This is a genomic window from Leptospira perolatii (genome assembly GCF_002811875.1).
Taxonomy (GTDB): Bacteria; Spirochaetota; Leptospiria; order Leptospirales; family Leptospiraceae; genus Leptospira_B; species Leptospira_B perolatii.
The window spans coordinates 244,062-270,279 of record NZ_NPDZ01000003.1 but is presented as its reverse complement, the minus strand read 5'-3'; the positions used below and the strand labels follow the sequence as shown (position 1 = coordinate 270,279).

Annotated in this window: 27 protein-coding genes and 1 pseudogene; 25 read left to right on the top strand and 3 right to left on the bottom strand. The window is 42.7% G+C overall.

The window, feature by feature from the left end; translation table 11 throughout:
- Nucleotides 1-12: 12 nt before the first annotated feature.
- Genes CH373_RS07400 through CH373_RS07390 form a run of 3 tightly spaced genes read left to right on the top strand, consistent with a single transcriptional unit; the run spans nucleotide 13 to nucleotide 2,276 of the window.
- Nucleotides 13-939 (top strand): ParA family protein, encoded by a 927-nt coding sequence (locus CH373_RS07400; protein WP_100712746.1) that lies wholly within the window; start codon nucleotides 13-15, stop codon nucleotides 937-939.
- The gene (locus CH373_RS07395; protein ID WP_100712745.1) at nucleotides 923-1,624 is read left to right on the top strand and encodes a ParB/RepB/Spo0J family partition protein; all 702 of its coding nucleotides are present in this window, start codon (nucleotides 923-925) and stop codon (nucleotides 1,622-1,624) included. Before CH373_RS07400 ends, CH373_RS07395 begins: the two co-directional genes overlap by 17 nt.
- A 49-nt stretch (nucleotides 1,625-1,673) precedes the next feature.
- Nucleotides 1,674-2,276, top strand: coding sequence for an NADPH-dependent FMN reductase (locus CH373_RS07390; protein WP_100712744.1), 603 nt, complete (start codon nucleotides 1,674-1,676; stop codon nucleotides 2,274-2,276).
- A gap of 56 nt (nucleotides 2,277-2,332) precedes the next feature.
- Here the strand turns inward: CH373_RS07390 and CH373_RS07385 are convergent, their stop codons facing one another.
- The gene (locus CH373_RS07385) at nucleotides 2,333-3,487 is read right to left on the bottom strand and encodes an acyltransferase family protein (RefSeq protein ID WP_100712743.1); all 1,155 of its coding nucleotides are present in this window, start codon (nucleotides 3,485-3,487) and stop codon (nucleotides 2,333-2,335) included.
- A gap of 89 nt (nucleotides 3,488-3,576) precedes the next feature.
- Between CH373_RS07385 and CH373_RS07380 the strand changes: the two genes are divergently transcribed.
- Complete coding sequence (locus tag CH373_RS07380; RefSeq protein WP_100712742.1) at nucleotides 3,577-3,978, top strand: Crp/Fnr family transcriptional regulator; 402 nt, start codon at nucleotides 3,577-3,579, stop codon at nucleotides 3,976-3,978.
- A gap of 44 nt (nucleotides 3,979-4,022) precedes the next feature.
- Here the strand turns inward: CH373_RS07380 and CH373_RS07375 are convergent, their stop codons facing one another.
- Nucleotides 4,023-5,042: a GGDEF domain-containing protein gene (locus tag CH373_RS07375; RefSeq protein ID WP_100712944.1), complete on the bottom strand. Its 1,020-nt coding sequence runs from the start codon at nucleotides 5,040-5,042 to the stop codon at nucleotides 4,023-4,025.
- Between the two features lie 97 nt (nucleotides 5,043-5,139).
- Between CH373_RS07375 and CH373_RS07370 the strand changes: the two genes are divergently transcribed.
- The 18 genes and pseudogenes from CH373_RS07370 to CH373_RS07290 all read left to right on the top strand — a co-directional run bounded on the left by CH373_RS07370 (nucleotide 5,140) and on the right by CH373_RS07290 (nucleotide 22,404).
- Nucleotides 5,140-5,904 carry an SDR family NAD(P)-dependent oxidoreductase gene (locus tag CH373_RS07370; RefSeq protein WP_100712741.1) on the top strand — a complete coding sequence of 255 codons (765 nt, stop codon included), beginning with the start codon at nucleotides 5,140-5,142 and terminating at the stop codon, nucleotides 5,902-5,904.
- A 9-nt stretch (nucleotides 5,905-5,913) separates the two neighbouring features.
- The gene (locus tag CH373_RS07365; protein ID WP_100712740.1) at nucleotides 5,914-6,429 is read left to right on the top strand and encodes a low molecular weight protein-tyrosine-phosphatase; all 516 of its coding nucleotides are present in this window, start codon (nucleotides 5,914-5,916) and stop codon (nucleotides 6,427-6,429) included.
- Nucleotides 6,430-7,731 carry an NAD(P)/FAD-dependent oxidoreductase gene (locus tag CH373_RS07360; RefSeq protein ID WP_100712739.1) on the top strand — a complete coding sequence of 434 codons (1,302 nt, stop codon included), beginning with the start codon at nucleotides 6,430-6,432 and terminating at the stop codon, nucleotides 7,729-7,731.
- 82 nt (nucleotides 7,732-7,813) lie between these two features.
- Nucleotides 7,814-8,626 (top strand): SDR family NAD(P)-dependent oxidoreductase, encoded by an 813-nt coding sequence (locus tag CH373_RS07355; protein ID WP_100712738.1) that lies wholly within the window; start codon nucleotides 7,814-7,816, stop codon nucleotides 8,624-8,626.
- Nucleotides 8,627-8,639: 13 nt separating this feature from the next.
- A complete protein-coding gene (locus tag CH373_RS07350) occupies nucleotides 8,640-9,062 on the top strand; it encodes an SRPBCC family protein (protein ID WP_100712737.1) in 423 nt (140 codons plus the stop codon).
- Nucleotides 9,063-9,440: 378 nt separating this feature from the next.
- A complete protein-coding gene (locus CH373_RS07345) occupies nucleotides 9,441-9,815 on the top strand; it encodes a PLU-1-like domain protein (RefSeq protein WP_100712736.1) in 375 nt (124 codons plus the stop codon).
- A gap of 50 nt (nucleotides 9,816-9,865) precedes the next feature.
- Nucleotides 9,866-10,960 carry a DUF1574 domain-containing protein gene (locus tag CH373_RS07340; RefSeq protein WP_100712735.1) on the top strand — a complete coding sequence of 365 codons (1,095 nt, stop codon included), beginning with the start codon at nucleotides 9,866-9,868 and terminating at the stop codon, nucleotides 10,958-10,960.
- A 96-nt stretch (nucleotides 10,961-11,056) separates the two neighbouring features.
- Nucleotides 11,057-12,343, top strand: a complete 1,287-nt coding sequence (locus tag CH373_RS07335) for an LIC20035 family adhesin (protein ID WP_100712943.1) — start codon at nucleotides 11,057-11,059, stop codon at nucleotides 12,341-12,343.
- Between the two features lie 22 nt (nucleotides 12,344-12,365).
- Complete coding sequence (locus CH373_RS07330; RefSeq protein WP_100712734.1) at nucleotides 12,366-12,977, top strand: LIC20036 family protein; 612 nt, start codon at nucleotides 12,366-12,368, stop codon at nucleotides 12,975-12,977.
- A gap of 18 nt (nucleotides 12,978-12,995) precedes the next feature.
- Nucleotides 12,996-14,006: an AAA family ATPase gene (locus tag CH373_RS07325; RefSeq protein ID WP_100712733.1), complete on the top strand. Its 1,011-nt coding sequence runs from the start codon at nucleotides 12,996-12,998 to the stop codon at nucleotides 14,004-14,006.
- 1 nt (nucleotide 14,007) lies between these two features.
- Nucleotides 14,008-14,838, top strand: coding sequence for a DUF58 domain-containing protein (locus CH373_RS07320; RefSeq protein WP_100712732.1), 831 nt, complete (start codon nucleotides 14,008-14,010; stop codon nucleotides 14,836-14,838).
- Nucleotides 14,835-15,710, top strand: a complete 876-nt coding sequence (locus tag CH373_RS07315) for an LB_053 family protein (RefSeq protein WP_243393300.1) — start codon at nucleotides 14,835-14,837, stop codon at nucleotides 15,708-15,710. Before CH373_RS07320 ends, CH373_RS07315 begins: the two co-directional genes overlap by 4 nt.
- Nucleotides 15,707-16,651 carry a VWA domain-containing protein BatA gene (gene batA / locus CH373_RS07310; protein WP_100712941.1) on the top strand — a complete coding sequence of 315 codons (945 nt, stop codon included), beginning with the start codon at nucleotides 15,707-15,709 and terminating at the stop codon, nucleotides 16,649-16,651. The genes CH373_RS07315 and batA overlap by 4 nt, the downstream gene beginning before the upstream one ends.
- Nucleotides 16,648-17,643, top strand: a pseudogene (gene batB, locus CH373_RS18950) (VWA domain-containing protein BatB); the annotation flags it as partial. The gene batA and the pseudogene batB, both read left to right, overlap by 4 nt.
- A 48-nt stretch (nucleotides 17,644-17,691) precedes the next feature.
- The gene (gene batC / locus CH373_RS18945; RefSeq protein ID WP_423789757.1) at nucleotides 17,692-18,384 is read left to right on the top strand and encodes a TPR repeat-containing protein BatC; all 693 of its coding nucleotides are present in this window, start codon (nucleotides 17,692-17,694) and stop codon (nucleotides 18,382-18,384) included.
- Complete coding sequence (locus CH373_RS07300; RefSeq protein ID WP_207761437.1) at nucleotides 18,381-19,991, top strand: BatD family protein; 1,611 nt, start codon at nucleotides 18,381-18,383, stop codon at nucleotides 19,989-19,991. Before batC ends, CH373_RS07300 begins: the two co-directional genes overlap by 4 nt.
- Nucleotides 19,992-21,821 (top strand): molecular chaperone HtpG, encoded by a 1,830-nt coding sequence (gene htpG, locus CH373_RS07295; RefSeq protein ID WP_100712730.1) that lies wholly within the window; start codon nucleotides 19,992-19,994, stop codon nucleotides 21,819-21,821.
- A gap of 64 nt (nucleotides 21,822-21,885) precedes the next feature.
- Complete coding sequence (locus tag CH373_RS07290) at nucleotides 21,886-22,404, top strand: hypothetical protein (RefSeq protein WP_100712939.1); 519 nt, start codon at nucleotides 21,886-21,888, stop codon at nucleotides 22,402-22,404.
- Here the strand turns inward: CH373_RS07290 and CH373_RS07285 are convergent.
- Nucleotides 22,385-22,888, bottom strand: coding sequence for a hypothetical protein (locus tag CH373_RS07285; protein WP_100712729.1), 504 nt, complete (start codon nucleotides 22,886-22,888; stop codon nucleotides 22,385-22,387). The genes CH373_RS07290 and CH373_RS07285 overlap by 20 nt on opposite strands.
- Before the next feature lie 111 nt (nucleotides 22,889-22,999).
- On the opposite strand from CH373_RS07285, the gene CH373_RS07280 reads away from it, so the two are divergent.
- The 3 genes from CH373_RS07280 (at nucleotide 23,000) to CH373_RS07270 (ending at nucleotide 26,188) form a co-directional block, all read left to right on the top strand.
- Nucleotides 23,000-24,664, top strand: a complete 1,665-nt coding sequence (locus CH373_RS07280; RefSeq protein ID WP_100712728.1) for a PhoX family protein — start codon at nucleotides 23,000-23,002, stop codon at nucleotides 24,662-24,664.
- 99 nt (nucleotides 24,665-24,763) lie between these two features.
- Nucleotides 24,764-25,207, top strand: a complete 444-nt coding sequence (locus CH373_RS07275) for a hypothetical protein (protein ID WP_100712727.1) — start codon at nucleotides 24,764-24,766, stop codon at nucleotides 25,205-25,207.
- Nucleotides 25,208-25,417: 210 nt separating this feature from the next.
- Nucleotides 25,418-26,188 (top strand): hypothetical protein, encoded by a 771-nt coding sequence (locus CH373_RS07270; RefSeq protein ID WP_100712726.1) that lies wholly within the window; start codon nucleotides 25,418-25,420, stop codon nucleotides 26,186-26,188.
- The last annotated feature ends 30 nt before the right edge of the window (nucleotides 26,189-26,218 follow it).

Here is a 26,218-nt window from a genome sequence, read left to right as displayed (position 1 = left end):
AGGTATTTGTCAATGAAAGACAGGGTGTTGGGCGTTGAGGAAATTGTCGAAGAGTATGGCCTTCCTTCGAAGGAAGCTTTTCGAGAAAAGGCGGAGAGCTGGAAGATTCCAGCAGAACTAGATGGCAAGTATAGGCAGCTAGTTATCGAAAAGTATTTCGAGAAGAGACGAAAGAAGCTAGCAAATTCAGTAGTCATTGCCGTTTCGAATCAAAAGGGAGGAGAGGGAAAAACTACTGTATCTATAGCATTGGCTGAGGCCTTGGCTAAATCTGGAAAGCCGGTGCTCCTCGTGGATTGGGATGCGCAAGCAAACATAACTCAGTTATATCTCGGGCAAGCCGAAAAATCTGTCTTTCATACGCTCGGCTATAGAGGTGGAGCTCCAGTTCCGATCCGAGAAATTATTGTTAACTTGGCACCCAACTTGGATCTCGTTCCTTCATCCATTCATTTAGCAAACTTCACTACTCCGTACGAGAGGGACGACTTTGAGCTACTCAAGGATGCGCTTATTCCGATTCGTTCTTCATATGAATACATCATCATTGATTGTCCGCCTTCTCTCGGATTGATATTGGAGAATGCACTTATAGCTGCAGACCAGGTCCTGGTTCCGATTCAGACTAGAGCCTTTAGCGTACAGGGGTTGAAAGACTTGCACGGAACGATCGAAAAAATTCGACGCAAGGCCAATACGAATCTCGGTTTGCTCGGTGCGGTGCTAAATCAGTTTGAGGACGCTCGCGCGCTTTCTGGATTGGCAGACACGATTAGAAAGTATTTTCCGGTTTTTGAAACTGTCATTTACCGGCGCGAAGCGATTCCGCAATCGCAAGCTAAACGAAAGTTGTTATCAGAATATGATGCAAAAGCGATGCAAATGTTTAATTCATTAGCCGACGAGGTTGTAAGGAGGGCAAATGGCAAAGAGAGCTGAATTCGCGGGTTTGGATCTTCTGACCGCATTTGGGAGTGAAGACTCTACCAATAAGGAGATACTGTTATCCGATATTTTTCCGAATCCGGAGCAACCCAGGATTTTCGGTAAAGAAGAGGTAACCGATCTCGTTGAATCAATGCGCCGTTTAGGTTTGATCGAGCCGATCGTGGTCAGACGCTCCGGTAAAAGGTATCAGATAGTTGCTGGGGAGCGGAGGTATCAAGCCGCAAAATTGCTGGGCTGGAAGTCTATTCCTGCAATAGAAACCGATGCCTCTGAAGACCGGTGCTATGAGATGGCGCTTGCTGAAAACGAGAAGAGAAAAAGCCTGAACCCGTGGGAAGTAGGTCGTGCAATTCAATTTTTGCGAAAAGAAAAAAAGAAGACCGCAGAGGAAGTTTCGAAACTTCTGGGATACACGGAAAGATATGTAAAGCAGCTTAGTTCGATTGCGCGACTAGATAAGAATTCGGTCGCAGAGCTTATAAAATCTGGCGCAGAGCCATCGATCAAGAATCTTGAATCTCTCTTAAAGAAAAAAGAAGGTAGGGGGGGTGAAACGATTTCACCCCGGAAGCTCCCAGATCGTGTTGTCCTGGATTTGAAGAATTTGACCGGGAAGGCAAAGGATTCTTTTTTCAAAGAATTAAATTCTTTGAAGAAGAAATACGGAATTAACTAAAAGCTGTAAAAACAGAAATCCAAATCTTAGAATTGAAAAGAAGGAAAAAGTGAAGGTAGGAATTATTATCTCCTCTCATAGAAAGGAGTCTCAGTCGGCAAAGGTAGGGGGCTGGCTAAACGGGGTTTTAAAGGATATGTCCGTGCAGACCTGGGTTTATGATCTAGGAAAAAATCCATTACCGATTTGGGATGATTCTTTTTGGGACGGAGGGGAATATTGGGATAAGATCTGGAAACCGATAGAACAAGAATTACTTACTTGTGATTCGTTTGTTATTGTGTCTCCCGAGTATTCCGGGATGGCGAGCCCGGCGCTGAAGAACTTTTTTTTATATTTAGGACCCGTCCACGTTGGACACAAACCGGCTCTGATTGTAGGCGTGTCTTCGACTCGGGGAGGTGCTTATCCAGTAGCAGAACTGAGAGAAAGCAGCTACAAAAATACTAGGATTTGCTACATTCCAGAACATATCATCGTGCGGGACGCAGATCATATGATGAACGCAGGAGAGCCATCGTCTAAGGATGATGAGTATATCCGATCTAGAAGTATTTTCGCATTAAAGGTGCTAATCGCTTATTCAGAAGCTCTCTCCGAAGTGCGAGAAACAGGGGTCACCAATGACCCGCGCTTTAAGAACGGAATGTAATTCGTTCTGTTTTTTGCGATTCGAATAATGATCGTACAAATTAGAATCAAATCCTTTTAAGATAGATTTGTAGCCGCGGTTTGCTTGGCTTTTAGCGAACTCAGAATTTTTGTAGCCGCTTTCCACAGAGCCCAGGGGATCGCGAGGTTTAGTCCCCAAACTAGAAAGTAGAATGGAATATGGGCCCAGCCTAAGTCATACGGATTGATTGAGTGAAACAAGTGAATCACGATTGGGTGGAGTAGAAAAATTCCCAGACTGTCTCTGCCTAACATACAAAAAAGCTGAAATACTTTATTTGAAGGTTTCCTTTGCTCGAGTCCCCTGCCCTGTTGATTTAAGAATAAAAATACTGCTAATGGATAGAAGACCAAATGGTTCGAAATATCCATTCTAAACTTCCAGGAAAGAAAAACAGTTAGAGCAATATATGACACCAGGAAAAAGCTCAAGAGCCTCCAAAAAAAGCCGTTCTTCTCTCCACGTTCAAAGACAGTTCCAATCCCATCTTGGTTTTTAAACTGAGTTGAGGATATGTGTCCAATTACGAAAAAGAATAAGAAATGAGACAACAATATCGATTCCCATTTTCCAAACTCGAGGTCGACATAATCAAAGATGTGATTCGATGCGAATGTAATGATTAGAGAAAAAGCAAAAAGAATTCCCCAATGCAGTTTCTGTGAAAGAATTCTAAGCGCCGGAAAAATGAAATAAGCCTGCATTAACAAAGGAACAAAATAGTAGGGTGCATATAGATTCCCCAAGACAAAAGAGAAAAATAGCTCCGAAAGATCAATGCTCCAGCCGAATTTTATCCAGGCGCCGATCGCAAAAACTATAGAGTAGGGGAGGAGCAATCCAGATATCTTTCCTTTCCAGTAAGAGTAAAAACTCGAGTAAGAAAGGTAGATTCCCGATGATATTATGAACGCAGGGACCGAAAACCTTGCGAGGTTAGAAACGGTTAGTGCAAAAGTAGAAAAGGGACTTTCCGGGCTAAAAAAATTATAATATGATGAAAGATGAATGGAGACGATCCCAGTGATTGAGACTCCGCGAATAAAATCGATCGATTCTCCTCTCGACTTCTTCAATGACGCTTGGTCTGCCTTATTGAATAGATTTCGAAAAGCTGGAAAGAAGGCGAAAAGGATAAATAAAAATACGATTCCGAGGGAATCTTGTGAAAGAGATAGGAATGAATTCATTAATTTGAATAGTCTATTTTACTTGGAAACTTTGCAACTTGTAATCCGAAAAGGGACCGAAAGCTTTTATGCTTTGCTCAGGAGGTTAGATGAATAAGATCACCGTTCCGGCCGGACAAGTGATCTTCCGAGAAGGAGATAACAACAATGCAATGTATATTGTTATTTCCGGAACCGTTGAGATCTTTTTTACACATAAGGGAACTGCAACTAGATTGGCCCTCATGAAAAAGGGTGATTTTTTCGGAGAGATGGCTTTATTTAGGGCTAGACCGCGAAGCGCAACAGCTAGAGCAGTTTTGAATTGCGAATTGGCCATCATCGAGAGCAAGCAGCAGCTCGAGAAATATCTGCTGAGTAATTCGGAATTTGCGGCAAAAATGGTCAGAATTTTGGCAGATCGTTTGGCGAACACAAACGAATTACTGATCTCAAAATTGAATGAAATAACTACTAAGGAAATTGAGTATCAGATCGAGGGCAGTCCCTGATTTTCGAATGATTCGAGTTAGGGGCTCGATTCAACCGTCTTGCTTTAGTACGTTATGCGATCTTTTCCGCTATTTTTCGCCTTGTAAAGTTTAGAGTCGGCTATCGAATAAAGTCTATTTGGCTCATCAGAATCAGTAGGATACTCGGATAGGCCCCCTGAAACTGTGACCTCTAAGCCGAACTCACTTTTTGACGAGTTTTTAAGGTGGGTCCTAAACCTTTCAATTGCAATTTTTGCATTTGGGCGATTCGTTTCAGGAAGCAGAACTGCAAATTCCTCACCCCCTACTCTGCAGCTGACATCTTCGGTGCGGAACGAATACAGTAGAGTTCCCGCTATCAGTCTCAGGATATCGTCTCCGAACAAGTGGCCTTTGGTATCATTAATTTTCTTAAAATTGTCCAGATCAAACAGGAATAAACAAAAGGATCTGCCGTATCGTTTGCTACGCGTTATCTCCTTTGCTAGAATCACGTTAAAATAACGGCGGTTGTAAATCCCGGTAGTTTCATCTATGACCGTATTCAAAATGATCTCTTCGAAGGAGTAGATATCCACGATCTTGGGGTACTCTATCAATCTGTTTTTTAGATAAATGTAATCTAGAAGAGCCACCATGAAGTTCGTGGTCCTTCCTACTGAGTGATTTAATGCCTCAGCGTGAGCATAGACTTCCCTCCACAGGATTCTTGCCTCGGTTTCCGGTAGGTCCAAATTCGCAGTAATCCTGAAAAAGTCAGAAAAAAAGAAGTCATCTTTCTTTCCTAGCTCTTCGAATTTATGTGCCAAACCGTTGAGAGATGCATCTCTGTCATTGACCAGGCCCAGAATAGCATTCTTCCTCTCGGATGAAATTTGTCCCAGTCCTTTGAATCTCTCTCGCATTTCCAAGAGTTCGCTTCTTGCCATACCCGCAGCAGACTCTTGTGCTTCGAGAGTTCTTTCCGCCTCTCGTAGTTCCATCTCAGAGAGCCTCGAAATTCTGTCATACAACTCGATGATTTGATTTAGTCTTTCGATTTGACTGTTTTTATTTTCTAGTTCGTCTTCCCAATTGCGCATTCTCGCCCCAAGCCAGCCTTGCGATTTTACTGGTAAAATAAATCCTTTGCGCTTTAGGTGGTAAACCAAATAAATGATGCAACGGACGGTTTATCTCATGTCGACTCCTGAAACTCGCAAAAAAGTCATAATTACCGGAGCAAGTTCTGGAATCGGCAGAGAATTGGCACTCTTGTACGGAAAAACAGGGCACGATATCGCGATTACGTCCCGTCGAAAAGAAAGCTTAGAGAAACTTGCTTCCGAAATCAAAGCATTGAATTCGGGTGCAAAGGTGTATGTCCAATCTTTGGATGTATCCGTGTCGGAGCAAAATTTAAAAGTTATTTCCGGTTTGATTGCAGAGATGGGCGGACTGGATCTTTTTATCGCAAATGCCGGAATTTCGACTTCTTCTTCTTTCGGAGGAAAAAGTTTTGAAGCAGATCAAAAAGTTATTGAGACAAATTTAATCGGGGCTATCGCAGGAATTGCAGCAGTAGTCCCTTTTTTCAGAGAGCAGGGGAGCGGACAGATCGTTGGTATTTCGTCCGTGGCTGGCTTTAGAGGGTTACCCGGATCCGCCAGTTATAGTTCCTCGAAGGCTGGACTATCTGCGTACTTGGAGGCCTTGAGAGCAGAAGTTCGAAGATTTGGAATTAAGGTTACAGCTATTTTTCCGGGGTTTATCGATACTCCGATCAACCAGAAAATGGAATCTAGGCCCTTCGTCATTTCAGTGGAGAAAGGGGCACGCATCATATTTCGAAAAATTGAAAAGAAAGTTAGATCAGCGATTGTTCCTTGGTTTCCCTGGACTTTTATAGTTTGGTTTATGAAAAGGGTACCTGAATTTCTTTGGGAGAAAATTCAATATAAGTAATATCGAAGCATGAGCTCATTAGAAGAACAGAATACAAGCAATTCCAGGATTAGGGTTTTATTTGTATGTCTCGGTAATATTTGTAGATCTCCTGCCGCTGAGGGTGCGTTTCTCGATTTAGTGAAAAAGAGAAATTTGGAACACTTATTCGAGATAGATTCTTGCGGGACCTCCAGATATCATATCGGAGAGCTCCCGGATCCGAGGGCTAGACAGGCGGCCAGAAAAAAAGGATTCGAATTGGTTCATACTGCGAGGCAATTTACCAAACGAGATTTTTCCGAGTTCGATTACATACTCGCGATGGATAGATCAAACTTGAAAGATTTATTTGGCCTTGCTTCCGCAGAAGAGGATAGGAAGAAGGTACATCTTTTTCGGAAATTTCAAAAAGGCCAACCAAAAGAGTCGGAAGTCCCAGATCCATATTATGGAACGTTAAAGGACTTCGAGGAAGTACTCCAAATAGTTATCGAAGCTTCCGAAGGTTTTATCGAGTTTGCATTAAGTAAAACGGAGCAATGAATGAGTGATCGATCCGCTCAAAAAGCAGTGAAAAAGAACGTAGTGGTAATCGGAGCAGGGTTTGGCGGACTTCAGGCGATTAAGAAACTATCAAATTATGATAAAGTAGAAATTACGGTGGTTGATAAAAAGAATCACCATCTTTTCCAGCCTTTGCTTTACCAAGTGGCCACTGCGGTCCTTAGCCCTGCAGATATCGCGATACCGACTCGATCTCTAATCGGGCACAAAAATAATGTGACAGTTTTTTTGGGAGAGGTAGACAAAATAGATCTTAAAAACCGAAAAGCCTATTTTAGAGACCATATATTAGATTATGATTACTTAATATTAGCTGCAGGAGCAAGGACTAGCTATTTCGGCAATGACCACTGGAAGAAGCACGTTACGGGGCTCAAAAATCTTAGAGATGCTCTTCAAATCAGAACAAAAATGCTTTTGTCTTTTGAACAAGCGGAATTGATCGGCGACGTCGAAGCCGCAAAAGCAATATTGAATTATGTGATCATCGGAGGTGGTCCGACAGGGGTCGAACTAGCCGGTTCTATTGCGGAGCTTTCCCACGAAATTATACGAAATGAATTTCATACGATCGATCCCGCTCTCTCTAAAATTACTTTGATTGAAGCTGCACCAAGACTGCTGATGACTTTTGACCCAAAACTCGGGGAATTTACCAAGAAGAGACTAGAGAAAAGGGGAGTAGAAGTATTAACCAACACAAGAGTTGTGGATATAGACGAACAAGGAGTTCATCTAGAAGGAAGAATAATACGTTCTTCTAATATAATTTGGGCTGCAGGAGTGCAAGCCAATCCAGTTGCTGGCGCATTAGGAGTTCCTGTGGATAAGATGGGCAGGGTCATTGTTGACGAATTCTGCACAGTAGAGGGACATCCTGAAGTATTTGTGATTGGAGATATCGCCTCGTTTTCTAAAGGATTAGAAAGATCTTTGCCAGGAGTTTCTCCAGTGGCGATGCAACAAGGCAGATATGTTGCCTCTATGATCAAGTCCGATCTTAAAGGCAAACAGCGGAAACCTTTTCATTATATTGATAAAGGAAGCATGGCGACGATAGGTAGAAAAGATGCGGTGGCACAAGTTGGTCCCTTAAAGATGAAAGGCTTTTTGGGTTGGCTTGCATGGTTATTCGTGCACTTGTTTTATCAAGTTGGCTTCAAGAATAAAATTTCCATTTTGATTACGTGGGTTTGGTCGTTTACGACTTTTCGCGCAGAGGCTCGATTGATACAAGATGAAGTAAGTTCGGAAAATGAATCTGCAGGTCTCCTTAAATAAAAAATCCGGCTGCAATTTTAGCATTCTCGCCAAATCGAAAAAGTCCTTGAACCTTGGCTTATCCGATTAAGAATTCGTTTTGATGCACGCAGAAGCTTGGGCGGGTAAGACGATTGTTCTCACAGGTGGATCTTCTGGTATTGGAGAAGCACTTTTAGAGCTGCTTTCTCGGATTCAATGTAGGATCATCAATTTATCTAGAACGGAACCAGAGCTGGTCACTAAGATCGGTAAGAAGAAAGAAAAACGATCCGCAGAAATTTTTCATATTACGACAGATCTTTCTTCTGAGAAAGATATTGATAAAGCTGTAAGTAAGATTGCAAAGATTACGGATGAAGTGAATGTCCTATTTAATAACGCAGGAATTACTACGCATTCCCGTTTTGACGAGACCAGAGTTGAAACTTTCCATAAAGCATTTGCGATCAACTTTTTTGGTCCAATCCATTTAAACTTAAGGTTATTGCCATATCTAAAAAAGGCAAAGGGAGTCGTTTTAGTGACTTCTACTGTAAGTGGGTTGTATGGAATACCAGGAAGGTCGGTCTATTCTTCTTCAAAAGCTGCTTTACACGCTGCTATGGATTCTGCCAGGATCGAGTTATCTGAGCAGGGACTAAGATTTATTACATTTTGTCCGCCTTATACAAAAACGAATTTAAGATCCCACGGAATAGATGGGGACGGAAATTTGTTAAGAGAAGGGCAGTACCAAGGAAAAAGCCGAAGTCCTGAAGATGTAGCGCGAAAGATGATAGAATCAGTCGAAAATAAGAATTCAAGACTGGTCCTTATAGACTCGAGCGGGTTCTTGCTAAAATGGCTGCGTACGGTTTGGCCGGCGTTATTAGAAAGAATACTTTTTAAGAAACTTTATAAGGATTTTCACTAGAGGACCTTCTGGTATGGAAACAAGAAGTATCGTAAAAGAATATAAATTCGATCATCCGTTAGAAAGAGTTTGGAGTGCAGTCACGGTAAATGAGGAACTGATACATTGGCTCGTGGACAAAGTGACTGGTCGGCCAAAGGTAGGTGGGACCTTCTCATGGACTTGGAACTTGGGACCTGAAGGAGAGCTGACCTCCACCGGAATTTATAAAAAAATAGTTCCGTTCAAAGAATTGATTTTGGAGTGGCAAGATCACCCTGCGGGCGCGATAGAGCTTCGACTGGAATTTGAAGAAAATGGGAAGAGTTCTTCTTTGCTTCGTTTAACAAATTCAGGGTACCCTATAGGCGAGAAATATGATTTTTGGATAGAGGCAGCCTCAGAAGGCTGGGACGAGGAGAGCAGCCATCTTTTGGACTACTTGCAAAAAAGGTAATATTCTAAAAAGATTATATATCAAGCCGGGTAGCGTTAGTCAATCGAAGCCTTTTTGTAGGAGCTCCTACAAAAAGGCTTCTCTAAAAAGTGATCGTCAGTCAATCGAATTTGTGAAACAGGGACGAATTGCGACCTGCGTTGGTCCCACCACCCATCCCCCCACCCAGAGCAGGGTGGGGCCCCCAAAAAAAGTCTCAAAAAACCTGTCACAAGCAATTTCTTTCTGAATGCCGATTTCCGATTGATCCCTTAGGCCCCTAAAAAAAAATGGTTTTAAGGCTGGCGACTTAGCGTCGGCGGCGATCTGATCCGATTCTGAGAAGTTACGAAATAACGGATCAATCGCTTTGGATTGTTTTTCGAGGTGGTAACGCTAATGGAGATTGCAGAACTAGAAGCCTACTTCCAAAGTCTCACGGATCTTACGGATACAATTGCAGTATTGAATTCTCCGTATGATGGGGATTTTGATTCGGATATAGATCGCATGGACGAGTTTTTTAGAGATATTCAATCTAAGGATTGGTTGTCAAAGGATAGGGAATTTTTCGATCTATTTACTAGTCACTTTTCTTTTCATGCGAAGATTGTGGAAGAGATCATTCGCGAAGCGAGGGAGATCCTTCACCCCGAACGTAGAGGCTACGTAAAAAGATTGGTTGGTTATCTTAAAAACGCCGAAGAGTGGTTAGCGGAAATGAAAAAGCGTAGAAAATCAATTCCGGACACTTCGCTGGCTCCTACTGCCTAAGCAAATCGTTTAGGATTGACAAGGGGGAGGAAGTCCGAGAGCCTGAATCGGTGTCAAACCGGGAATCGTCGTCCTCCCCTGAGATTCTAAATTTCAGAACCAAGCCTTTTCTTTTTTATCCAGTTATTCTTTTTCTTTTCGTTTTTTTATTCGATAAAATCTTTTTCTTAGACAAAGTCCGGGATTACGTAAAAGCCGAGTATACGTATATTTACTACGACGTAAAACAACAACTGTTAGAAGACCTAATCGAAAAGTTTGGATCTGCTTCCAAAAACAAGCCGGAAAAGAAACTAGTGGTTTTACTCGGTTCTTCTCGCCTTCTTTATTTCAAGTACGACGAAATTCAAGATTACTATCCGGACTGGGAAGTTTATAACTTTTCTTCTGCGGTCACTACGCCTGCCTATTATCTTTATTTTCTGGAAAGAATGATCGAAGGGGGAGTCAAACCAGACTTTTTGGTGCTAGAAGCAGACCCTTTTCAGTTCAACTTAAACAGCACTACATTCAAAAAATCGAATTTAGCAAATAGTTTCGATCTAAGATTCATCTTGTCTCATTCATGGGCATTAGGAAAGGATAATGTTACTTATTTCTTGGCAAACAAGTTTTTCGGTGTAAGCAGGAATAAGCCTTATATAGCAAATGTAATCAATCGAATTACGAATACTAGCAAGTACGAAACAGCCGAACTTATCAAGCAATTGACTGTGAGTACTCTATTTTCGAATAAGGGGAATGCTTTGTCTCCTGCTGGAGGATTCGTAGAGAAAGACTTTGGCAAATTGGAAGACAGTTCGATCCGAACCATCGGATGGATTTATCCGAATTATGTAATGTCCCCCATGCAATTTAACTTTTATGAGAAAATTCTAAAATTAATCAAACAAGAGCAAATCTCCACTTTGGTGGTCAGACCGGAGGTTTCAAGTCCCTTGGAAGATCTGCTTTCGGACTTAGATATCCCGAAACCTTGGTGGGAAAAAATCCGTCCGATCAATGAATCCTACTCGATTCCGATCGTGGATATGGCAGAGACTCCGGACTACGATTGCAATACATTTGCAGACAGCGGGCATATGGCGGTGGATTGCTACAGACCTTTTCTGCGATTTTTGCGGATGAGATACCCGAATCCCTAATCTCGAAGTCCGATTCCGGTGGGAAAGGAGGTTGACGGGTTTGAACTAAATCATTAGCCTTGGGTGGACATTTTTTCTAAGGAACCTAGGGAATTCATGAAACGTCTCATTTTTTTCGGCCTCACTTTATCCTTTTTTATCGAGTGCGCCTCTGCAGGTGTGACTGACAAAGGAAAAAACCAAGAACTGCAAATTATTCCTCCGAACATTCGTGTGGAGAAATTTAAAGATACATTCAATATGAAAGCAGAAGGTCCGGTAACGATTGATTGTAGCGGCAAACCTTGCTCCGCTGATCAGCTCGCTGCATTAAAACCCGATCAAATCAAGAAATTTAAGAAAAACGGACCGTGGAAAGAATACGCCGAGAAAGAAGATCCAGGTAAAGGAAAGTTCAGCGTATTGGTGCGCGTAGGCGATTACAAGGACGATAAAAAAGAAGGAATTTGGAAGACCTTGTATGAAACGGGAGAAACTTTGAGAGAAACTCCTTATACGAATGGGATGAAGGAAGGAGAAGAAAAGAAACTCTTAAAGGATACAACACAGACCGAGAGCACTCAGTACAAGGCAGACAAAAAGAACGGGCCGTACTGGAAAAAGACAGATAAAGGAATTTTGGAAGAAGAAGGTGCTTACACCGATGACAAAAAGGTAGGCACTTGGAAAGAATACTACGCGGAAGATGGAGTTCCAAAATCCGTAACTGAATTCAAAAACGGTCAAAAGAGCGGCCACGAAGTCAACTATCATAAAGACGGAAAAACCGTTTCTTCAGAAGGAAATTACTCTGAAGATTTAAAGACCGGAAACTGGAAATCATTCTATGACAATGGTGGTATGCAGGCAGAAGGAGCTTATAGTCCTAAGGGCTCAGGTACAGAGAGAAAGGCTCTCCGCTCCGGATACTGGAAAGAATATTATAAAAATGGAAAAATGTTCGCCGAAGGTCCGAGAGAACACACTAGAAAGGGTGACTGGAAGTTCTACTGGAGTAACGGAAATCTTGCCTACAAGGGTGCAATGGCGAACGAATTCATGATGTCTTCCGCAGAAGTTTATGATAAGGAAGGTTCGATCATAGGTAAGGGGAAAATGAGTTTCGACTTACTCTTGATAGACGATAAGGCGGACGAGTTAAAAGCAAAGTTCAAGCCGGATATTCCTTTTACATTCTTCAAGAACGGAAAAAAGACCTTCGAGATTATCAACGAAAATAAGGCGATCGAGTATGACGAAAACTCAGGAGCTAAAATTGGAGAAGGTCCAATCATGGTAGGTCCGAATACTAAGAACGGATGCTGGACTACTACCCAAGGTAAGACTTACTATATCAATGGTAAAGAGAACAAAAAAATGGGAGAAATGCAAGGTTGCAAATAATCCATAAGGATGCAGGACAGGTATGTCCGAAAAACTAAAGCTAAATCTCAAATTACAAAAAGGGACCGCATTTGCGGTCCTTCTTACTGCACCGATATTTTTTCTACTCGGGTGGTGGTTGAAAGGATGTGAAAACATTGGGAGGCAGGCTAAAGTAACTTTTAGCGGTTCCTTTACAGACGGCACTCTAGTTTCGATAGACAAGGAAAGCGTAGTTCTAAAAGATCCGGATCGTACGATTTCCCTATCCTCCGTTGAGAAAATCGAATTTTTGCCAGATGAGACATCGACGGAAGTTCAATTGTCCGATCAAGAAAAGGCCTTTGTAGGAACTTATAAACTTCAAGTTGGATCGCATAAAGGAATTCTAATTTTGTTTCCGAGAAAATCCGGAGGAATTGGAGGTACAATTCGGTTTACGAATTGGGGGAAGGGGGCAAACGAAATACTTTCCGGATTGAGAATTTCCGGAAAACAAATTCGATTTATTCGCTCGTGCTCCGGGCAAAGGTGTGCGGAGATAGGCAGCACGGTTCCTTTCCAGCAAACGTATTCGGGAGAACTGGAGAGTAGAAAAATTCAAGGTGCATATCAAGGAACGAATAGTTCCGGAAGATGGATCGCAGAACGTTAATGGAAGACAGGGATCCAAATGGAATCTAAAATCTCGCGAACGGAATCAGGAGCTCTTTCAGAAGAGGATCTGATTTTTGCTAAACAAACTTTTCAAAAGATTAGAAACGAATTAGCTCAGGAAATAACCGGCCAAGATGCAGTGATTCGCAACCTTTTGATTTCCTTGGCTTGCCAAGGACACGTGCTATTAGAGGGGATGCCAGGTCTTGCAAAAACCTTATTGGCAAAATCCTTGGCGTCTACTTTAGAACTAGATTTCAAACGTATCCAATTTACACCCGACTTGCTCCCTGCGGATTTGGTCGGTACTGTAGTCTTTAATCCGAAGAACGGAGAGTTCAATACTAGAAAAGGTCCGATCTTTACGAGCGTACTTCTTGCAGATGAGATCAACCGAGCTCCTGCAAAAGTGCAATCTGCCCTTCTGGAATGTATGGAAGAAAGGACAGTAACGATTGGAGAAAATACTTTTTCTTTGGATCGACCCTTTTTGGTTTTAGCAACCGAGAATCCGATCGATCAAGACGGGACCTATCCATTGCCAGAAGCACAGATGGATCGTTTCTTTATGAAGGTACTCGTAGAATATCCAGACTACCAGGAAGAACTCGCGATCTTGGACCAGCACGGACAATTATCAGATACGCAAAAAAGAATCCGAAAAGTTTCCTCAGGTCGTGAAATTCTAAAACTTTCTTCCTTAGTGGACAAGATTCACGTGGAACCAAAGTTGAAAAGTTATATCATTCGACTGGTTCGGAACACTCGTCCGGAAGAGGCAGCGATTCCGGATTTACAACCTTACGTAAAACACGGCGCGTCTCCTAGGGCGAGTTTGAGTCTATTGAAGGCAGCCAAGGCTTTGGCATTATGGGAAGGAAGGAACTACGTCGCTCCAGAAGACGTCAAGGCCTGCTTACCTGAAATTCTGAGGCACAGAATCTTACTTTCCTTTGAAGCGATTTCGGAAGAAGTCAGCATCGATTCGGTGATACAAACCGTTTCGGAGGCCACGCAGGTCCTCTAGTATGCTTCGCAAAGAGTACCAAAACCTAATTCGACTTCTAGAATTTAAGGAGAAAGGGTTTTCGGTAAGAGAAAAGCAAGGTTGGGCGACCAGCACCAAAAAGGGGAGGGGGCTGGACTTCAAAGACGTACGGCCTTATACGGTCGGTGACGACACACGTCTAATCGATTGGAATGTTACCTCCAGACTCGGAGAACTGCACGTCCGAGAATTTTACGAAGAAAAAGAAAGGCTGGGAATTTTTTTCTTAGATGTCTCCGAATCTATGGACTGGGGTTCCGGAAAATGGAAAAAATCGGAGAATGCATTTCAAGTATTGGCTTTATTAGTACTTCTTTATGTAAGGAACGGAAACCCTGCTAAGATTTTATTGTATTCGGATGAGTTGGAATACGAAACAGGATTTTTGAGAACGGTACCGGAGGCGCTTCCCGCGCTGGAAAAAGTAAGAATGTTTTCGCATTCCGGTAAAAAGACGAATCCGGAACTACCTTTTTCTATTTTGAAGAATCGTGTGCGCAGATACACAGATACTTATATCCTGTCCGATTTTATCGGAACTCGCTCCTTGAAAAAGTTATCCATATTAAGAAAAGTTCATAATCTTCATGCGATTCGATTTATAGATCCATTGGAAGAAGGAGCTCCTAAGTGGCTTTTTTCCTTTTTCCTAACCTCCGATCCTGAAATAGGAAAAACTCACCTAGAACCATCCGCGCAGGTAAATGCGCGTCGAAATTTGGAAAATCTATTCAAGGACCGCATTTTGGATTTGGAAGGAAGCGAAGATGATCCTTCTAAAATTTTTGCATACTGGCGGAAAACCAGATGAGTAGTTCGAACCGGACTAAATTCTTCTTTCTATTTGCTTTTTTGTCGGGAGCTTTTTGCGATCTTTTCGGAGTGACCGAATCCTGGAATCCCGAAAAAGTTTTGATCGGACAGGAATCGATCTATACACTAGAATTTCAAATCGGTGAAGTGAATGACCCAGAAATCCCAGCAAAAGGAGTGCATCCCGATCCAAAGGCCCCCGATTTGCCTTGGATGGAGATTCTTTCGATCAAGCACGAAGAGCAAAAAATCGAAGTAAGAGTTATATATTATGAATCTGGAATACAAACTTTACCCTTGGACTGGAAAAATAGTTCGGGAGTGTTGGTCCGATCCTCTAAATCTATCGTCGTTGAATCCTCCTTAAAAGATTCCGACAAGACACCTGAGGACATACAACCACCTCTAGAATTTTCAGGCCCCTATGGCTGGAAGTTGACTGCGATGATTGCAGGAGTTCTTTCGCTTTTGCTCGGAGGTGCTTACGTTTATTATTTATACAAAACCAAATACAGAAATCCGGTGGACGCAATTGTACAACTGGATCCATTGATTGAAAGGATCCAACTTTACGAAAATCGATTGGAGAATTTGCTTTCGGCTGCTCCAATTCGTTCGCGGGAATTTTATAGAGCTCTTTCCGGCTATATTCGAGAAGCAATGTCCAAGAAAATAGGAGCTCCTACTTCTCACCTAACGGAAGCAGAGTTGTTTGATAGACTCTACAATTCTTTTCCTGTTTCCCAACAGGATGCAGAAAGATGGGAAGAGCTGCTAAGAGTATCCCAGTATGCGTCCAAGGAATCCGAAATTCCGAAAGAGGCAGCGGAAATGGCTTTGGATTATTGGAAGGAACTACTCAAAAGATGAGAGATTGGGAGGCACCAGGTTACTTATTCATTCTGATTCCAATATGGCTCTGGACAGCGTATTCCTATTGGAAGGGAGAACCCTCGCTTTCTTTTCGAATTCGATTTCCTGGCGCGAAACCAGAGAGTAAAGATCGAATTTTTGAATTCTTTCAATATGCAGTGCCTTTACTCAGACCCATTGCATTGAGCTTGATCGTGGTCTCTCTCTCTGGCCCAGGTAAAACATATCGTTTTTTACCTAGGGAAACAGAGGGCGTGGATATCATGATTGCTTTGGACGTTTCGGGATCGATGTCAAGAAGTCGGGATTTTTTACCGGAAACGAGACTCGGAGTTTCCAAGAAATTGTTAAGAGAATTCATCAGAAAGAGAGAAAGGGATAGAATCGGGCTCGTGGTATTTGCAGGAGGAGCGTATCTGCAATCTCCCTTGACTTCTGATCGATCCACTTTAGAAGAAATTCTCGCGGTCGTAGAAGAAGAAACTGTTCCGGAACAAGGAACCGCAATCGGGGACGCGGTGATCCTATCTTCCTATAGATTGCGACGTTCTCCGGCAAGATCCAGAGTGATTGTTTTGATCACCGACGGAGTGTCGAATACGGGTCGAATAGATCCAGTAACCGCTACGGAAATAGCTGACGGAATTGGAATTAAGATCTATTGTATTGGAATCGGGAAAGAGGATCAGTCGTATGAAATCAATTTTGATATTCTCGCGCAGCTTTCCGAAAAGACCGGTGGAGTTTTCTATCGAGCGGAGGATACAGGGCAGCTCCGGGAAGTTTTGGCTTCGATTGATTCCTTGGAAAGGGACCCGCTTTCTTTACCGCCGGAAGAGATTCGGGAGACGGATGCTCTAATATATTTGATCCTAGGGTTGCTTCTGATCTCTCTAGACCTGATTTTTAGGGTTTTTCTAACTCGGTACTATGTATGAGTTTTGATTTTTTAAAGCTGCTATTTCTTGTCTGCGCGCTTTCTTACTTGGTGTATCTATTCTCCAGGACTGGATTCCTTATTTACTGGAGAAATTGGAAGTCTGGTTATCCGGGATTGGAGAGCGAGGCAGGTGTTCCTTCCACCCTTTTTTTCCTGACCAGATTCCTCTGCCTTGGAGCCGGAATCCTTCTTTGCCTGATGAGTTTTAGAGAACCGGAGGGTGTTCCTTCCAAAGAAGAACAATCCATACACGGAGTGGACTTCCTTTTCCTTGTAGATGTAAGTCTTTCCATGCATGCGGTAGATACTCCCCCGAATCGATTGGTCAGAGTCAAAGAAACTCTGCTTAGACTTTTGCCTGGATTGACCGGAAATCGTTTTGGAATGATCGTTTTTGCGGCTTCCCCCTTCATGTACTGCCCGATGACCTCCGATGTGGGAGCTTTTTCCGACTATGTCCGCGGACTGGATGTGGACATGGTAGGGGATAGGGGCACGGATTTAGCTGCAGCTTTTCGGAAGTCAGAAGAGGTTTTAGAGTCGAATAAAGTGTTTCGAAACCGAGTTTTGATTCTGATTTCGGATGGGGAGGATGTAGAAAATCCTGGAGTATTTCAATTTCCTGCGGAAGTGATGGTTTGGTCGGTAGGAACTACGCAAGGAGGTCCGATCGCGTATCGAGACGAGGGACTCGGAAATAGCGGCTTTTTGAGTACGGATGGGTCTTTGGCTCCGTATGAAAATTCTCCCGGTGTAATTCATTCGAAAGCGAATGAGGCATTTCTGCACTCGATCGCCGCAGAAAACAGTGGGAAATTTATTTCCTTAGATAGAGAATCTATTACAGCAAAAGAGATACTCCGGTGGGTTAGCGGATTGGATAAGAATACCGCACAGAGAATCAAGAATTTGAGAAGGGCGGAAGGTTACAGAAATACGCTTCTACCAGGATTTTTATTCTTACTTTTTGATTTTCTAATATTAGAATTTATTGGAAAGCTTAAGAAAGGATTTCGCTTTGGGAAATGGAAGCTGCCGGTGGTCGGTTCTGTCTTATTTCTGACCTTTCTGCTTTTGCCGACATTCTCTAATTTGAGCGCATTTGAGTTGGATCCGGGTGGAAATCGGGTCAAGGAAGGAAGATCCGCTTATGAAGATGGGAATTTTTCGGGATCCTTGGAAAAATATAAAGAAGCCGAGCCTTATTTTCCCGGAGATCCGAGGATGGAATTCAACCGTGGAAGTGCAGAATACAAATCGGGCGGACTCGACAAAGCACTTCGTCATTTTGAAAAATCGCTAGAGTCCAAGGACGCCGAGCTAAGATCCAAAGCCCATTTTAATTTAGGAAACACCTATTTGAGATTAGGCGATAGAAAACGGGCAGCGGAACACTATCTACGTTCCTTGAAAGAAAATCCTAATATGGAGGCTGCTCGCAAAAACCTGGAATGGCTTAGAAAAATGCCTCCGCCTCCTCCGCCTTCCGGAAGCTCCCAAAACCAGGAGGAGGAACAAGGCAAAGAAGGTCAGCAAGGCTCATCTCAAGAAAAAAACCAGTCCGGAAATTTGGAGCAAAGAGGTAACGATAAATCCGGAATCGGAAAAGAATCCAAGTCCAAAAGTAGGTCTAAATCAGAGGCGGAGTTAGATCGAATGATGGATGCTTTAGATTTGGAATCCGTGAAACGAAAAAGCCAGGGCTCCAGAAACAGAGAGGTGTTCTGGTGAAATTCAGACTTGCATTCTTTCTTTTTTTGAGCGCGTCTCCTTTACTCGCGGCGGATCCTAGGTTCTATCTAACACAATCCTACGCAGATTTGGGAGATCCAGTTTTTGCAGTATGCGAATTAGAAGGAAAATCCCAGGTTAGAATATTAGAAAAAGAATTTATAGGACAAGGGATCAAGGCAGTATATTGGGGAATGGAGGACAATACAAGCATACTGAACTATAAAGTTTTACGAAGGAAATTGCTGAAATATAGATTGGTGGCAGCAAATCCGGGAAAGTATGAGGTCCCCGAAATTGTACTAGAGTCCGACGGAAAAGAAATCCATTCAGGAAAACTGATAGTGGAATTTGGGGCAAGAAAGGCAAAGGCCAATAGCAATTCTCCCGGTTCATTGTGGAATCGATTTTTTTCCACCGAAGAGGACATGGGGCCTTCGGACGAAGATCTGAAAGTAGTCTTTCAAATGGACAAAAAGCAGATTTGGGTGGGACAACCTGTTCTGGGCTTTTTCGCTCTATATTATAGAAATGTAATTCGCCCATACTTTGATCGGGATCCTTCTAATTCGATTGAATTCCCTTACTTTCGAAGTGAGATTCTCTCCGGGATGAGTCTTAGCATTCCTGAATCGGTAGTATACAACGGTTCTCCGTATGAAGCCGCGCCGTACAACAAGGAGTTCTACGTGTTAACTCCTTTGAAGGCGGGAGAATTTTCCCTCGGCTCTACCACATTCCACTTGGAAGGTCAGTTGCAGTCCTATTTTCATATGAGGACAATTCGTACAGTTCCGAGTAATGTGATCGTGAAGGATCTCCCACGACCTTCTCCTTCTGGATTTCAAGGGGCGGTCGGAAAATTCGAGGCCTATGCGGACAATCCGCAAAACACCGGATGGGAAGGGGAGCCGTTTGCTCTAAGGATCGTGGTCAAGGGAAAAGGAAATCTTTCTCCAGTCAGAGATCCGCTCAAGGAAGGATGTGCTTCGGAGGATTGTTTTCCCGAGGCGACTCTCGTCCAGGTCTTACCACAAAGAGAATTTAGAGAGTTGGACCCTGGAGAATATGGATTTCATATTGCTTACACGTATCTCTACTCTGTGGTTCCGAAAAAAGCGGGTAAGTGGAATCCAGCGAAACATAGTTTTCATTACTTCGATCCGGAATCTGGAAAATACGCGATCGCAGAAATATTTTTGCCGGCTATGAAAATCGAACCTCCTAGGCCAAAGCAATCTCAAGACCTCGATGCAAGTAGTTTTGTGAAGACTTCCAAATTCTATATTTCTGTGCTGATCGGACTTGGAATTTTAGGTATAGGTGCCGGATTCTTCTGGATTACGATTCGGATGCGCGCCGAAACCAAGGTGTCTAGAAATTTGAATCGACTTGACGAGTGGATCGGTTCCAAAAGAGGTTTGGTATTGAAGCATGCTATCCTTGCGAAGGGCGGGTCTGAGGAGGACGCGAGTTTGCTTTCTCAATCCAAGTCCGGTACGAAATCTCTTTACGAGGCGTATCGAGGATTTGATTCCAAAAATAAATCAGAACTTTTAAAGTCTAGTTATAGGATTCTGGACAAAATACGGGAGGATTTGATCTGAATGAACGAAGAAACCAAAGGTAGGATTTCGGTCGAGACCGAGAATATATTTCCGATTATTAAAAAATGGTTATATTCTGAAAAAGATATATTCTTAAGGGAATTGGTATCTAATGCTTGTGATGCGGTCGCCAAACTAAAAAAGGTTTCTCTCAGAGAAGAATTTGAAGGTGGAACGGATTACAGGATCGATCTAGATTTTGACCAAAAAGAGCGCACTCTCACGATCAAGGACAACGGAATCGGAATGACCGGAGAGGAAGTGCAAAAGTATATCAATCAGATCGCTTTTTCAGGTGCGGAGGAATTCGTAAAAAAATACCAAAAAGAAGGAGATATGCCCGAAATCATCGGCCATTTCGGGCTCGGCTTTTACTCCTGTTTTATGGTTTCTTCTAAGGTAAGAATAGAAACCAAATCTTTTCGAAAAGATACCGTAGGAGTTACTTGGGAGAGCGAATCCGGAACCGAATTTTCACTCAAGCCTAACGACTTAAAGGATCGAGGCACTAAGATAACTTTATTCTTAGATTCGGATTCGGGAGAATACCTGGATGCCTGGAAATTAAAGGAGCTGATTCGTAGATACTGTGATTTTCTTCCAGTACCAATTTACGTAAAAGAAGAAAAGGCGAACAAACAAACACCACTGTGGAGCGAAACACCTGCTTCTGTAAAGAAAGAGCAGTATGAGGAATTCTATAACTATCTGTTCCCTTTCGCGGGAGAACCTCTGTTTCACATTCACTTGAATGTAGATTATCCTTTTAAACTCCAAGGTATATTATATTTTCCGAAACTTCGTCACGAACTGGATATCAGCAGAATGGGAATCAAACTCTACTGCAATCATGTGTTCGTTTCCGACGATGCCAAGGAGTTGGTACCGCAATTCTTGACGGTTTTGCAAGGTACTCTGGATATTCCGGATTTACCTTTGAACGTATCCAGATCTTCTCTCCAGAACGATCCTTTGGTAAAGAAAATCTCAGCACATATCGTAAAGAAAGTCTCCGACAAGCTACTCGAGGAATTCAAATCCAACGAGGAATCCTTTCGAAAAAACTGGGATGAAATCGCCTTGTTCTTGAAATACGGACTGATGACGGACGAGAAATTCTACGAAGCCGCAAGGGATCTCGTATTTTTCAAATCTTCGAACGGAGAATTGATCCGCTTGGAAGATTATATTTCTAGAAATAAGGAAAAGAACGGAGAAAAGATCTATTACGCCGGAGAAAGCGAAATGTCTTCCGTGTACATGGATCTGTTGAAGTCTCACGGATTGGAGGCGATCTTAGTGGACTCAAAGATTGATTCTCACTTTTTGCAATTCTTAGAAACCAAACACCCAGAGTGGAAATTCCAAAGAGTAGATTCCGAACTAGCAGATCCGATTTTGGATAAAGATGCTAGTCCTGGACTAGCGGATTCCGAAAACAAAACGGAAGAAGATCGGATTAAGGAAATCTTTCAAAGAGCGATTGCGAGGGAAGGTGTAGAGATCCGGACCGAAGCGCTTAAATCAGAGGATGTCCCGGCAGTGATTCTTTTGCCCGAGCATCTGCGTCGAATCGCAGAAATGAGCGAAAGGTACGGTCAAAAATCCACGGAACTTTTGAGAAATCATACACTCTTGGTCAATCGAAAGTCCAAGCTGGTCCGGAACATTCTCAACCTTTCCAAGGGCTTAAGACCGGAAAAGGCCGAAAAAATAGCTCGGTCTGTGTACGACATGGCCATGCTCGGGGCAAAACTGTTAGGTGAGGAAGAAATCGCAAATTCACTCAAAAGGCAGAAGGAACTCCTAGAAGAGCTCACAGAAGCTTGATCCAGCAATAAAAAAAGGAGGGTGAAATTTCGGGTTCGTACCGATACGTATAATGGTACCGAGAATGCGGACACCCTTCTATTCGATTTTAGCAATTTTATTTATGTACGCGAGCCTGCTTAGTGCCCAAGGCTCCGAAAAAGAGAAAGTTGCAGCCGAAGAGGGAGAGGTTCACAGAGAGGGGTCTGCCCTCGATAAAGAATACTACGAGTATTACTTCAAGACTTTACCGAATACCGAGCTCATCGCAAAAGCAAAATTAGAATATAATATTATACGATCCCTAAAGCTCGAGCTGAGAAAAAGAGACCCCCAAAAAATGACTCTCGAGGAACTCAAAAAAGTCACTCCGGGAACAATTCGGTACGAAAGAGTGTACGAAGACTCTATCTGGATGAGAGGGATCCGCAATCAGATGCAGGAAATTAAATTCCAAGACTATATGTACATCGTAGTGTATGAAAAATACTATTGTTATATATCGTACGAGATGAATCCCGCAAAATATGTGCAGGAGCCTTACCAAGTACAATTGATTTTTCAAAAGGAAAATCCTTTTACGACTATTCTTCCGCCGCCTTGAAAATTCGGTAATACGTACCGATTCCGATGATTAACAAGGAGTAGGCGATTCCGTTCAAAAACAGTATCTCCATAAAATGAAAGTTAGGTGTGGGGGCCTTGTTCCCAAGGATTCGGGCAATCAATCTCCTTTTTCCCAAGGAGGTCCACGTTTTACAACGAACGTTAACCGTATCTCCGACCCTTAATCTTAAGTGTGTTTGCTCATCGACCTCTTCTGTGACTTCGTGCTTTTTGCCGAATTCGTCGGAAACAAGGTAAGTGTAGAGATGTACTGTTCTTCCGAGCTTTTCTAGATTGGTTTTTTCTGTAAGTACGCCGAATTCTTTTTTCCCAGGTCCCGTTAACGATTTGTAGAGCTCGGCTTGGTGTACATTCTCGCCGCGGACTACCAGATAGAGTGGGACAAAGAACACGAGGGAAAGAAATCCCATTACAAATAAGATACGAAAGAACGGAGTGGAAGGTGCCGTGGGCGCTTTCATCTTATAAGGTTCTCAACTTGAACCGAGTGCAGATTATTACAACTAAGTTTCCTTTTTCAATTCGACTAAAAAACGAATAGAAGCCCTAATCACACTTTTCAAAGTTGAACTATGAAGGTCACTCGGTCGGAGTTCCTACGCTACGTAGGCAAGGGGGCGCTTGCTCTCGCCGCGGTCAAATCAGGGTCTCTCTTATCCAAAAGCGAGATTCTGACATCATCCTTTCCGATTCCTACTCCAAGAAGCCGAAGTCGTTCCTTATCCACTGCCTTAGAAAACGGACTTCCTTTTACTCCGATCCGACCTAATACCGAGGACGATCTGATTTTGCCGGAAGGATTTCAGTACGATATTATTGCTCTGTTCGGTGACAGAGTGAATCGCAAAGGCGATACTTTTGGATTCAACGCGGACTTTAATTGTTTTCTCCCTTTTCCTGGTAAAAAGGATAGCGGTCTACTTTGGACGAATCATGAGTATTTAAGAGATCTTGAATATTATGTGAACGGATTCGATTATAAAAAATCATCTTCTCAAAAAAGAACCGACTCCCAAATAGAGACTTATCTCTACAATCTCGGCGGTTCCGTTACACATCTTAGAAAAGTAAATGGTATTTGGAAATTGGATCCGGACTCGAAATTCGGTCGGAGAATTCATGGCAGAACGCCGATTCGATTTGCAGGACCAGCATCCGGGTCCGAAGCGTTAGACGGAAAAACGGAAACCTATGGTACTTTTGGAAATTGTTCCGGAGGAATCACTCTTTGGGATACGGTTCTTTCCTGCGAAGAGAACGTAAGCTGGATGATCGAAGACTGCTATCTTACGAATCCGAAAGAGTACGGCTGGGTAGTAGAGGTAGATCCTTTCTCTCCAGACTCGACTCCGATCAAACATACAGCCTTGGGAAGGTTCGAGCACGAGAACACCGCGCTTACTCTTTCTAAGTCCGGAAGGCTTGTAGTGTACATGGGAGACGATTCAAAGGATCAGTACGTATACAAGTATGTTTCGAACGGCACGTACGACCCGGATAGTGGAAAATTAAATTCTTCTTTATTAGATTCCGGAACATTATTTGCCGCTAATTTTGAATTTGGAAAGTGGATCGCTTTAGATTATGAAAAGAATCAGGATCTAAGGAATGCCAAAGCCAAAAACGGAAACGTACTTTTTAAGAATCAAGCTGACGTACTAGTACATTGCAGGCTTGCCGCAGAATGTGTGGGAGCTACTCCAATGGACAGACCTGAGGATCTGGAAATACATCCGATCGATAAGAGCATTTATGTGTCCTTTACCAACAACGATAAGCATGGGAACTTATTCGGACAAATTGTTCGAATCGTAGAAAAAGATCATGACCACGAAGGAATCGAATTTGAATTCGAAGTGTTTGCCGCCGGCGGTGGAAAATCCGGATTTGCTTCTCCCGACAATCTAGCATTTGATAGGTTAGCCAATCTCTGGATGGTCACCGATATTACAACTAAACTGATCGGAAATCACCAATATGCAAAATTTGGAAATAATGGTCTGTTCTATTTACCGACTGCAGGAAGGCACCAAGGAAAAGCATTCCAGTTTGCGTCTGCTCCAGTAGGATCCGAACTCACAGGGCCTTGGTTCGCGGAGAAGGATAAAGTACTGTTTCTTTCAGTACAACACCCGGGCGAAACTACAAAAGATTATTCCAATCCGTCAAGTCGTTGGCCAAGAAGAAAGAAGGGAGATATCCCAAGACCCGGAGTCGTCGCGATTCGAAGAAGCTGAAAAAGGTTCGACTTTCCGAATCTGGCTTGTAACTTTCTTTTTCCTTTTTATGATCTATTCGGAAAGAACAAGTCTTTCTTCGAATATTCAAGGATTACAATGTACGAACACACTCAATCCAGCTGGTGGTTTAGAATTCCGTTGTTACTAGGTACCCTATTCCCAGGCGTTGCCGGATTTTTTAATCCTGCGCACGCAGAATCCTATCGGTGGGCGATGTGGTCAGTTTCTGCTTTGATCTTCGCTTGCTTGGTACTTTTTTGGGACTTGAGAGTTTCTGTTGACCAAAAGCAAGTTCTGGTTCGTTTCGGACTTGGCCTGATTTTTCGCAGGATTCAGATGCCGGACATCATAAACGCGAAGGCTGTACGGAATTCTTGGTGGTATGGATGGGGAGTCAGGTACACTCCACACGGTTGGATGTTCAATATCTATGGTCTGGATGCAGTAGAAGTATCTCTTCGAAATGGAAGCAAGTTTAGAATCGGCACAGACCAGCCTGACCTCTTAACCAATGCGATTCAAAAGAATTTAGGTAAATAGGCAGAAGCCTTTTCGCTCAGCTTTGCTGTGTACATTTATTAAGTCGGATGCGGAAATCGCAACCCTCGCCTTCCGCTGATACATCCTGTATCAAGCTCCAGGACGTTTGGCCATCCCTGGCCCACTCTCGGGCCTTGCGAATTTCCTTATCCGGTCTTATGAAGCAAGGCGGAAACCTAAGCAGCAGAGATTTGGAGAGAATTCACTCAGATGAAGGTAGGCGCTATTAATCGGCGTCATTTAAATAACTTAATAATGAAGAAAATATATTTAAGCATTAATAAACAGGAATTCTCAATATATGAATTTGCAACAAATGAATCCACAGCTGAATTTCTCCGGAAAAATAAAGAACATTTCTTTGATAAACGATTAGAAATTCCTAATTTTCTTGATGATGAGGCCGCTTATAAGAAGTTTTATGAAAGGGCTTCGGAAATAATTCCTAAAGTTAAAGAGGATGCTGCTGTATGGGTACTAGGAAAATGTCTTTCTTTTGATAGTTTGGGTGTACTGAACCCTAATATCGGAAAAGAAATTATTATTAATCCATTTGGAAGCGATCCTACTAAGGGCAAAAGCTTCTGGAGATTCCGCTTTCATTCTTCGATCGGTGGGGAAAAAAGACATGTTGATGTTGATCGATTACTCTTTGTTCAGAAAGATTGCCAGCCTCTAAGCATACATAATTGCCAAATCTACTCACCTGATTCTGGAAATTTTGACGTAGTAGAAAAGATAAGAGATAAAAATAGGCAACTGCCGTTAAGGAAATATCAAGAGGACAAACCAGCTAATACTGAAATAATCTTTTTTATAGATAAACCTGAGGAAATTGATCATCTAAGAATCTTGGAAAAGATTCCTTGGTATTCTGAAAAGTACGATAAAGAGGTAAGACCTAATACCTTCTTTAATTTGATTCTTTGGTCGCTCAAAGAAGGCAGTATCAAATTATATAGAACAGAGATTCTTCCTTAGAAAAACGTTTGAATCTGTACACTCACGCCG

Bases quoted from the DNA above. Each gene is read 5' to 3' on its own strand.
- CH373_RS07400 (WP_100712746.1), top strand. From the start codon at position 13: ATGAAAGACAGGGTGTTGGGCGTTGAGGAAATTGTCGAAGAGTATGGC.
- CH373_RS07395 (WP_100712745.1), top strand. From the start codon at position 923: ATGGCAAAGAGAGCTGAATTCGCGGGTTTGGATCTTCTGACCGCATTT.
- CH373_RS07385 (WP_100712743.1), bottom strand. From the start codon at position 3,487: ATGAATTCATTCCTATCTCTTTCACAAGATTCCCTCGGAATCGTATTT.
- CH373_RS07380 (WP_100712742.1), top strand. From the start codon at position 3,577: ATGAATAAGATCACCGTTCCGGCCGGACAAGTGATCTTCCGAGAAGGA.
- CH373_RS07375 (WP_100712944.1), bottom strand. From the start codon at position 5,042: ATGCGCAATTGGGAAGACGAACTAGAAAATAAAAACAGTCAAATCGAA.
- CH373_RS07370 (WP_100712741.1), top strand. From the start codon at position 5,140: ATGTCGACTCCTGAAACTCGCAAAAAAGTCATAATTACCGGAGCAAGT.
- CH373_RS07365 (WP_100712740.1), top strand. From the start codon at position 5,914: ATGAGCTCATTAGAAGAACAGAATACAAGCAATTCCAGGATTAGGGTT.
- CH373_RS07360 (WP_100712739.1), top strand. From the start codon at position 6,430: ATGAGTGATCGATCCGCTCAAAAAGCAGTGAAAAAGAACGTAGTGGTA.
- CH373_RS07355 (WP_100712738.1), top strand. From the start codon at position 7,814: ATGCACGCAGAAGCTTGGGCGGGTAAGACGATTGTTCTCACAGGTGGA.
- CH373_RS07350 (WP_100712737.1), top strand. From the start codon at position 8,640: ATGGAAACAAGAAGTATCGTAAAAGAATATAAATTCGATCATCCGTTA.
- CH373_RS07345 (WP_100712736.1), top strand. From the start codon at position 9,441: ATGGAGATTGCAGAACTAGAAGCCTACTTCCAAAGTCTCACGGATCTT.
- CH373_RS07335 (WP_100712943.1), top strand. From the start codon at position 11,057: ATGAAACGTCTCATTTTTTTCGGCCTCACTTTATCCTTTTTTATCGAG.
- CH373_RS07330 (WP_100712734.1), top strand. From the start codon at position 12,366: ATGTCCGAAAAACTAAAGCTAAATCTCAAATTACAAAAAGGGACCGCA.
- CH373_RS07325 (WP_100712733.1), top strand. From the start codon at position 12,996: ATGGAATCTAAAATCTCGCGAACGGAATCAGGAGCTCTTTCAGAAGAG.
- CH373_RS07320 (WP_100712732.1), top strand. From the start codon at position 14,008: ATGCTTCGCAAAGAGTACCAAAACCTAATTCGACTTCTAGAATTTAAG.
- CH373_RS07315 (WP_243393300.1), top strand. From the start codon at position 14,835: ATGAGTAGTTCGAACCGGACTAAATTCTTCTTTCTATTTGCTTTTTTG.
- batA (WP_100712941.1), top strand. From the start codon at position 15,707: ATGAGAGATTGGGAGGCACCAGGTTACTTATTCATTCTGATTCCAATA.
- htpG (WP_100712730.1), top strand. From the start codon at position 19,992: ATGAACGAAGAAACCAAAGGTAGGATTTCGGTCGAGACCGAGAATATA.
- CH373_RS07290 (WP_100712939.1), top strand. From the start codon at position 21,886: ATGCGGACACCCTTCTATTCGATTTTAGCAATTTTATTTATGTACGCG.
- CH373_RS07285 (WP_100712729.1), bottom strand. From the start codon at position 22,888: ATGAAAGCGCCCACGGCACCTTCCACTCCGTTCTTTCGTATCTTATTT.
- CH373_RS07280 (WP_100712728.1), top strand. From the start codon at position 23,000: ATGAAGGTCACTCGGTCGGAGTTCCTACGCTACGTAGGCAAGGGGGCG.
- CH373_RS07275 (WP_100712727.1), top strand. From the start codon at position 24,764: ATGTACGAACACACTCAATCCAGCTGGTGGTTTAGAATTCCGTTGTTA.
- CH373_RS07270 (WP_100712726.1), top strand. From the start codon at position 25,418: ATGAAGGTAGGCGCTATTAATCGGCGTCATTTAAATAACTTAATAATG.